This is a genomic window from Streptomyces sp. NPDC059142, assembly GCF_042755665.1.
GTDB lineage: Bacteria > Actinomycetota > Actinomycetes > Streptomycetales > Streptomycetaceae > Streptomyces.
The window spans coordinates 6,727-15,169 of sequence record NZ_JBHZDA010000133.1; the positions used below are offsets into that span (position 1 = coordinate 6,727).

5 protein-coding genes are annotated in these 8,443 nt (G+C 71.6%); 2 read left to right on the forward strand and 3 right to left on the reverse strand.

What is annotated here, in order from left to right; genetic code table 11:
• Positions 1-88: 88 nt before the first annotated feature.
• Positions 89-5,179, reverse strand: a complete 5,091-nt coding sequence (locus ACFXPK_RS30370) for an NAD-glutamate dehydrogenase (protein WP_385080312.1) — start codon at positions 5,177-5,179, stop codon at positions 89-91.
• A 490-nt stretch (positions 5,180-5,669) separates the two neighbouring features.
• On the opposite strand from ACFXPK_RS30370, the gene ACFXPK_RS30375 reads away from it, so the two are divergent.
• Positions 5,670-6,260 (forward strand): DJ-1/PfpI family protein, encoded by a 591-nt coding sequence (locus tag ACFXPK_RS30375; protein WP_385005985.1) that lies wholly within the window; start codon positions 5,670-5,672, stop codon positions 6,258-6,260.
• Between the two features lie 28 nt (positions 6,261-6,288).
• Here the strand turns inward: ACFXPK_RS30375 and ACFXPK_RS30380 are convergent, their stop codons facing one another.
• Together ACFXPK_RS30380 and ACFXPK_RS30385 are read right to left on the reverse strand one after the other, a co-directional pair.
• Positions 6,289-6,960, reverse strand: coding sequence for an HAD family hydrolase (locus ACFXPK_RS30380; protein ID WP_385080313.1), 672 nt, complete (start codon positions 6,958-6,960; stop codon positions 6,289-6,291).
• 152 nt (positions 6,961-7,112) lie between these two features.
• A complete protein-coding gene (locus ACFXPK_RS30385; RefSeq protein ID WP_385080315.1) occupies positions 7,113-7,619 on the reverse strand; it encodes a DUF6912 family protein in 507 nt (168 codons plus the stop codon).
• Between the two features lie 280 nt (positions 7,620-7,899).
• Here ACFXPK_RS30385 and ACFXPK_RS30390 point away from each other — a divergent pair, with 280 nt between their 5' ends.
• The gene (locus tag ACFXPK_RS30390; RefSeq protein WP_385005991.1) at positions 7,900-8,346 is read left to right on the forward strand and encodes an Rv3235 family protein; all 447 of its coding nucleotides are present in this window, start codon (positions 7,900-7,902) and stop codon (positions 8,344-8,346) included.
• Positions 8,347-8,443 lie beyond the last annotated feature (97 nt).

The window sequence follows — 8,443 nt, forward strand, 5'->3', positions numbered from 1 at the left end:
CCGCTTTGGTCCCCGTACAGCGCCTGGGCCCCCCGCCTCTTGACGAGCCGGGCGCCCCTTCCGTTTCTCCGCCGGTGCCGTCCCGCCGTCAGCGGTGCGTGCGCAGCAGCGTCCGCATCGTCCGCATCGCGACCGAGAGGTTCGCCAGGTCGAACGCGTCCGAGTTCTGGATCTCGTCGAGCGTGGCGCGCGACCGGGTCAGGATCGCGGCGTTCTTCTCCTCCCACGCCCGGAACCGCTCCTCGGGCGTCGAGCTGCCGTTGCCCACCGTCAGCACGTCCGAGGTCAGCCCGGCGTGCGCCGCGTACAGGTCCTCACGGATCGAGGCACGGGCCATGGACTGCCAGCGGTCGGCCCGCGGCAGCTCCACGATCCGGTCCATCAGCCCGCTGATCCGCAGCCGGTCCCCGAGGTCGTAGTAGACCTCGGCGACGGCCAGCGGGTCCTGCTCCGTACGGTCCGCGATGGCGACGATGTCGAGCGCCGGGAAGACCGACGAGAACCCTGCGACCCGCAGCGCCAGCTCCTCGGGCACCCCCGTGTCGGTCAGCTCGGTCAGGATCGCCTGGTACCACTCCAGCTCCGGGCCGCGCAGCATCGTCGGGAGCTGGGCCCAGACCCGCTCGACGCCCGCCGCGAAGAACTCGATCGTCCCCGCGATCTCCAGCGGCTGCGGCCGGTTGCCGAGCAGCCAGCGCGTACCGCGCTCGACCAGCCGGCGCGAGTGCAGCCTGATCCGGGTCTGGACGTCCGCGGGGACCTGGTTGTCCAGTGCCTCGACGGCGTCCCACACCGCGTTCAGCCCGAAGATCTCCCGGGCCGCGGCCTGCGCCCGTACGATCTCCTCGATCGACGCGCCGGTCTCCTCGCGGAGCCGGTGCAGGAAGGTCGAACCACCGGTGTTGACGGTGTCGTTGACCAGGACCGTCGTGATGATCTCGCGGCGCAGCGCGTGCGCGTCGATCTGCTCGGCGAACTGCTCACGGAGCTGCTGCGGGAAGTACGCGTGCAGCAGCGCGCGCAGATGCGGGTCGTCCGGCAGCTCGGTGTGGATCAGCTCCTCCGCCACCGTGATCTTGGTGTAGGCGAGCAGGACGGCGAGTTCGGGCTGCGAGAGGCCCTTGCCGGAGTTCAGCAGTTCCCGGACCTGACGGTCGGCGGGCAGGAACTCCAGCGCCCGGTCGAGATGTCCGTCGCGCACCAGCCGGCGCATGAAGCGCTGGTGGGCGTGGAGGAGGGAGGGCGCCTGCGCCTGGGCGTTGCCGAGCGCGGTGTTCTGCGCGTAGTTGTTGCGCAGGACGAGCGCGCCGACCTCGTCGGTCATCGCGGCGAGCAGCTTGTTGCGCTGCTTGACGGTCATGTCCCCTTCGGTGACCAGCCCGTTGAGCAGGATCTTGATGTTCACCTCGTGGTCGGAGGTGTCCACGCCCGCGCTGTTGTCGATGGCGTCGGTGTTGACCTTGCCGCCCTCGCCGCCGGCGCCGCGCCGGGCGAACTCGATCCGGCCGAGCTGGGTCAGCCCCAGGTTGCCGCCCTCGCCGACGACCTTGGCCCGCAGGTCCTCGCCGTTGACGCGGATGGCGTCGTTGGCCTTGTCGCCGACCTCCGCGTCGGTCTCGGTGGACGCCTTCACGTACGTCCCGATCCCGCCGTTCCAGAGCAGGTCGACCGGGGACTGGAGGATCGCCTTCATCAGCTCGGCGGGGGTCAGCTTGGTGACCCCCGGCTCGATGCCGAGGGCGTCGCGGACATGGGCGTTGACGGGGATCGACTTGGCCGTACGGGGGTGGATGCCGCCGCCCGGCGACAGCAGCCCCTTGTCGTAGTCGGCCCACGAGGAGCGCGGCAGCTCGAAGAGCCGGCGGCGCTCGGCGTACGAGGTGGCCGCGTCGGGGTGCGGGTCGATGAAGATGTGCCGGTGGTCGAAGGCGGCGACCAGCCGGATGTGCTCGGAGAGCAGCATGCCGTTGCCGAAGACGTCACCGGACATGTCGCCGACGCCGACGACGGTGAAGTCCTCGCTCTGGGTGTCGTGGCCGAGTTCGCGGAAGTGCCGCTTCACGGACTCCCAGGCGCCGCGGGCCGTGATGCCCATGCCCTTGTGGTCGTAGCCCGCGCTGCCGCCGGAGGCGAAGGCGTCCCCGAGCCAGAAGTCGTAGGCGACCGCGACCTCGTTGGCGATGTCGGAGAAGCTGGCGGTGCCCTTGTCGGCGGCGACGACGAGATAGGTGTCGTCCTCGTCGTGGCGCACGACGTCGGCGGGCGGCACGACCTCGCCCGCCACCATGTTGTCCGTGATGTCGAGCAGCGCCGAGATGAAGATCTTGTACGAGGCGATGCCCTCGGCGAGCCAGGCGTCCCGGTCGGCGGCCGGGTCGGGCAGCTGCTTGGCGACGAAGCCGCCCTTGGCGCCGACCGGCACGATCACGGTGTTCTTGACCATCTGCGCCTTGACCAGGCCGAGGATCTCCGTACGGAAGTCCTCCCGCCGGTCCGACCAGCGCAGCCCGCCGCGCGCGACCTTGCCGAAGCGCAGGTGGACGCCCTCGACGCGCGGGGAGTAGACCCAGATCTCGTAGGCGGGGCGGGGGGCGGGGAGGTCGGGGATGGCCTGCGGGTCGAACTTCATCGACACGTAGCTGTGGTGCTGACCGTCACCGGCGCTCCGGCCACTCTTTCCGCTTCCCTCGCTCGCGCTCCGGCCCCTCTTTCCGCTTCCCTCGCTCGCGCTCTGGAAGAAGTTCGTCCGCAGCGTGGCCTTGATGAGGGTGAGGAAGGAGCGCAGGATCCGGTCCTCGTCCAGGCTCGCGACCTGGTCGAGCGCGCCGTCCAGCTCCTCCAGCATGGCCTCCGTCAGCTCCGTGCCGGCGCGCTGGCGGCCGGGCGACATGCGGGACTCGAAGAGCGAGATCAGCAGCCGGGTGGTGTGCACGTTGGAGCGGAGGGTGTCCTCCATGTAGTCCTGGCTGAACGTCGAGCCCGACTGGCGCAGGTACTTGGCGTACGCGCGCAGCACCATCGCCTGCCGCCAGTCCAGACCGGCGCGCAGGACCAGGGAGTTGAAGCCGTCGTTCTCCGCGGCTCCGGTCCACACGGCGGCGAAGGCGTTCTGGAAGCGCTCGCGGTCGTCCTCGGTGAGGTAGTCGCCGCCCGAGCCTCCCTGGGGCAGCCGCAGGCCGAAGTCGTAGATCCAGACGTGGGTACGGTCCGCGCAGCGCAGCTCGTACGGCCGCTCGTCCACGACCTCGACGCCGAGCCGCTGGAGCACCGGGAGGACGGCGGAGAGGGAAACCTGCTCGCCGGAGCGGTAGATCTTGAAGCGGCGTTCGCCGGGGCCCGCGCCGACGGGCTCGTACAGGGAGAGCGAGAAGTCCGCCTCGGCCTTGTCGAGCGCTTCGAGGTGGACCAGGTCGCCGACGGCGGCGCGCGGGGAGTGGTCGGCCTTGTAGCCCTCGGGGAAGGCGGCGCCGTACTTGCGGAGCAGTTCGGCGGCGCGCTCCTCGCCGCACTCGGCGTTCAGCGCCTCGCCGAACGCGTCGGCCCAGGAGCGGGCCGCCGCCACGAGGCGGGCCTCGATCCGGTCCGTGTCGGCGTCGGTGAGCTTGGCCAGCTCCGTACCGCGCGGGACGCGGACGACGAAGTGGAGCCTGGAGAGGATCGATTCTGTGTTCCACGCGGTGAAGTCGACGCTGGTGCCGCCCAGCTCCTCCTTGAGGATGTCGACCAGCCGCAGCCGGACGCCGGTGGTGTAGCGGTCGCGCGGCAGGTAGACGAGCGCGGAGTAGTAGCGCCCGTACTCGTCCTGGCGGAGGTAGAGCCGCAGCCTGCGGCGCTCCTGGAGGTAGAGCACGCTGGTGACGATGGAGCGCAGTTCGTCGACGGGCGTCTGGAACAGTTCGTCGCGCGGGTAGGTCTCCAGGATCTGGAGCAGGTCGCGGCCGTCGTGGCTGTTGGGCGAGAAGCCGGCGCCCTCCAGGACCTCGGCGACCTTCCGGCGGATCACCGGGACACGGCGTACGGACTCGGTGTACGCGGCCGAGGAGAACAGCCCGAGGAAGCGGCGCTCGCCGACGACATTGCCCTTGTCGTCGAACTTCTTCACCCCGACGTAGTCGAGATAGCCGGGCCGGTGGACGGTGGCGCGGCTGTTGGCCTTGGTGAGGATCAGCAGCTTGTGCTCGCGCGCCTTGGCGCGGGCGTCGGCGGGCAGCCGGCTGAAGGACGGGCTGACCGGGTGGTCGTCGTCCTCGCCGTGGTGCGGGTCGGAGCGCAGCACACCGAGCCCGGTGCCGGGGACGGCGGTCAGCGCGTCGCTGTCCGTCAGCTCGTACTCGCGGTAGCCGAGGAAGGTGAAGTGGTCGGCGGCGAGCCAGCGCAGCAGCTCACGGGCCTCCTCGACCTCCTGGTCGCGCAGGTCGTCGGCGGTCGGCTCGCCGGGCAGCTCGTCGGCGATGCGCAGCGCGGCGCCGCGCATCTTCTCCCAGTCCTCGACGGTCTCGCGGACGTCGGACAGGACGCGCAACAGGTCGGCGGTCATCTGCTGGAGGTCGGCGCGCTCGCTCTCGCGGTCCACCTCGACATGGATCCAGGACTCGGTGAGCGCGTCGTGGGGGCGGTCGGCGGAGGCGGCCACCCCTTCGGGAAGCACCTCGATCAGCTTGCCGGTGACATCACGGCGCACGGTGATCTGAGGGTGGATCACGACATGGATGCCGCGGCCCTGCCGGGAGAGTTCGTTGGTGACGGAGTCCACGAGGAAGGGCATGTCGTCGGTGACGACCTCCACCACGGAGTGGCTGCACGTCCAGCCGTTCTCCTCGACCGTCGGGGTGTGGACCCGTACGCTCGCCGTCCCCTGGGGACGGTTCCCGGCCAGCCGGTAGTGCGAGAGCGCGGCGCCGAGGACATCGGTGGAGTCACGGCCCGCGAGGTCCTCCGGGGCCGTGTGCAGGTAGTAGCGCTGGAGGTACGCGAGGACCGCGGCGCGGTCGGCGCCGTCACCGTCCCCGGTCCCGCCCGGACCGGTGCCACCTGGCCCCGTGCCGTCGGACCCGGCGGTGGCCCCGTCCTTCCGGAGACCGTCCTCCAGCCCCCCGGTGCCCCCCAGCGGGCTGTTCTCAGCGGCCCGGGCCGCCTGTTCGAGCAGCTCGGCCTTGGCTTCGTCCAGCTTGGTCTGCATGTCCTCTGGCTCCTGTCGCGCGCCGTTGCGTGACGTAGGTGAAGGAAGCGACACAACGCCACGACGCGGGGTTTCCGGTCTGGGTCGACGTTATGCCGCGATGAGAGATGTCCGGGGCCTTATTGACCAATTTTGGCAGTCGCCCCGTCTCCGGTGCCGCGACCGGCGGGCGAGCCTGACGTGGGCAATGACCCGGGTGAGCGGCGGTCGCCCGGGCGCGGTGGCGCTCCGGGCGCAGGCCGGGGGCTTCGCTGCCCCCACGGCGTATCGCGCTGATCACGGGCACCAGGCTATCGCTCTCCACCCAGCCTCCGTCATGAGCCGCTTGTGTACAAATGCAAGGCGCCGAATTGGCCACTTCGGACAGACCCGCGGGGTGGTCCGGGGTGACACGGGACGCGCTTCTCGCCGGACGTGAGGACGGCGGCGGTGCGGGTCGGCAGACTGGTCGGCAGATGGACAGACCGCCCCATTCTTCCCGGGAGCAGCCATGGCAGCCAAGGTCCTGATCGTCACCGGCGACGCCGCCGAGTCCCTTGAAGTCCTCTATCCGTACCAGCGCCTGCGCGAGGAGGGGTACGAGGTGCATGTCGCCGCTCCTTCCCGGAAGAAGCTCCGGTTCGTGGTCCATGACTTCGAGCCCGGCTTCGACACCTACACCGAGAAGCCCGGTTACACCTTCCCCGCCGACCTGGCGTTCTCCGAGGTCGACCCGACGGAGTACGCGGCCGTGGTCGTCCCGGGCGGCCGGGCCCCCGAATACCTGCGCGGCGACCCGGAGCTGCGCAAGATCCTCAAGTCCTTCTTCGACGCGGACAAGCCGGTGGCGCAGATCTGCCACGGCCCGCTCCTGACGGCGGCGATCGGCGAACTCGCCGGGCGCCGGGTCACCGCCTATCCGGCCCTGGAGATCGACATGCAGTCGGCGGGCGCGACGTTCCAGGACGCCGAGGCGGTGGTGGACGGCACCCTGGTCTCCTCCCGCGCCTGGCCCGACCACCCGGCGTGGATGCGCGCGTTCCTGACCGTGCTGCGCGAGAAGGCCCCGGTGTCCCAGGGCTCTTCGGGGCGGAGCGACTAGGGGTACGCCCGGGCGGGGCCGGGGAGAGCTACGCCAGGTCCCGCGCGAGCGCCACGGCTTCCTCCAGGGTGTCCACGACCGGGACGCCCACCGCCTCCAGGGTGGCCCTGCTGTTGGTGCCGCCGGCGTAGAGCACGGCGCGGGCCCCCACGTGCGCCGCCGCCACCGCGTCGTCGACCGCGTCACCGATCACCACCGTACGGACGGCGGATATCTCCCCGCCCGCCGCGGACAGCTCGGTCAGATGGCGCTCCAGGTGGAGCGCCTTGCTGCCGCCCGACGGTCCCTTGCGCCCGTCGACCCGGAGGAAGTGGCGCTCGATGCCGTACCCCCGCACCGTCGGGACCAGGTGTTCGTGCCCGTACATGCTCAGCAGCGACTGGCTGCCGCCCGCGAGGGTCCACCCCACGAGCAGTTCCTCGACGCCGCTCGTCAGCCCGCAGCTCTCCCGCCGCTCCGTGTAGTGGCGGTGGAACGTCTCGTCCATGACGAGCCACTCGGCGTCGCTCGGCAGGCGTCCCATGAGCCGCTCGTAGAAGCGCGGGATGGGGACGCAGTACAGCTCCCGGTAGCGGTCGAGCGTGATCGGCGCCAGCCCTATCTCCGCGAAGGCCGCGTTGGTCGCCCCGATGATCGCGCGCATGTCATCGAGGATCGTGCCGTTCCAGTCCCACACCAGATGCGTGTTCCGATTCCCCATGGACAGAACGGTACCGGCCGGGTCCGACAACGCCCCGGGGGCCGAGCCCCGGGGCGTTCCGACGACCGGGCGCGCGGGCGCTTCCGGGCGGTCGGGGCGCGCGGGCGTTCCCGGGCGGTCGAGGCGCCGGGAGTCTCCGGGCGGTCAGACGATCAGGCGATCAGGTTCGGGATCTCCTGGATTCCGTACCAGAGCAGTTCGTGGTCCTCCGCGCCGTCCACCGTGAACCGCGCGTCGTCGTCACCGTGGTCCGCCGCCCCGAGCGCCGCCGCCGCTGCCGTCACATCGGCGTCCGCGTCGTCGGAGTCCACATGCACCGCCGCGGCCTTGCGCAGGGAGACCGCCGCCGCGATCCGCACCTCGCCGAGCGAGGAGGCGTCCAGCCGCATGTCGGGGTCCGACACGGCCTCGCGGTCCGGTACGTCGGCCGCGACGACCACCCGGCGGCGGGCGGCGGCCGGATCCGCGGCGATCAGCCGGAGCGAGGCGGCCGCGGCACGGTTGAGGGCGGCGTACTCCAGCTCCTCGATGTCGTCCGAGACGTACCACTCGCGCAGCCCGGGGGTCACCGCGTACGCCGTCAGCGGCCCCGGTCCCAGCTCGCCGGCCTTCTGCGCCTCTGCGAGACCGGGAAGCGTCAGGGGGACGTACACACGCATGGCATGGCCGCTTTCGTCGTCGGGAGAACACCTAAGGATACGTGGGTCAGTCCCTCTTCGGGGTGACACGCAAGGGGCTCGCAGGCGTCCACCACGAACCGCGCACGCCCTCCTCACCAGGCCCCATACGGCCCGCCGCTCACCCGGATAGGTGATTCCACCGCCCCGCGCACCGCCGGTCGCCCCTCCTTGCGGGGCTCCCCCAAGGGCCCGTAAAAGATCCCCCATCACAAGTTACCGACCGGTATTCGACCGGACGGGCAGAACGGGGGCGATCTGCGTGCACAGGACCACTTCCGCCACTTCCACCACCGCCTTCTCCGCCGGGGCCAGGCCGCCCGGCCGCCGCGATCCGCGCGGGCCCGGCGCGCCGCGTCCGCAGCGCCGGCGCCATGTCCCGCCGCACGAGGTGTTCGCGGAGCGGCTGCTCGCCGTCCTCAGCGGCCACCGGCCCGTGCACTGGATGCTCGGCCAGACCGTCGGCGAGGCGTACGAACAGCTCGTCCGGCTCGCGCCGGGCGCCCCGTTCCGGGCCAGGGGCGTCCGCCCGGTGATCCGTTCCTGCCGGTTCTCCCAGCCCCGGCCCGGGGTGGTCGAGGCGTCCGCCAGCGTCGCCGCGGGCGAACAGGTGCGCGCCCTCGCCTTCCGGCTGGAGCAGTCCACCGATCTGCGCTGGCGCTGCGCGGCGGTCGAGGTCGGCGGCGAGCGCGTCACCACCGGCGCGTGAGCACCCGCGACAGCGGCGTACGCACCCGTGACGGCGAGGGGGGGGGGGGGGGGGGGGCCCCGCGCCGGGGCCCCCCGCCCCCCCCCCCCGCGCGCGA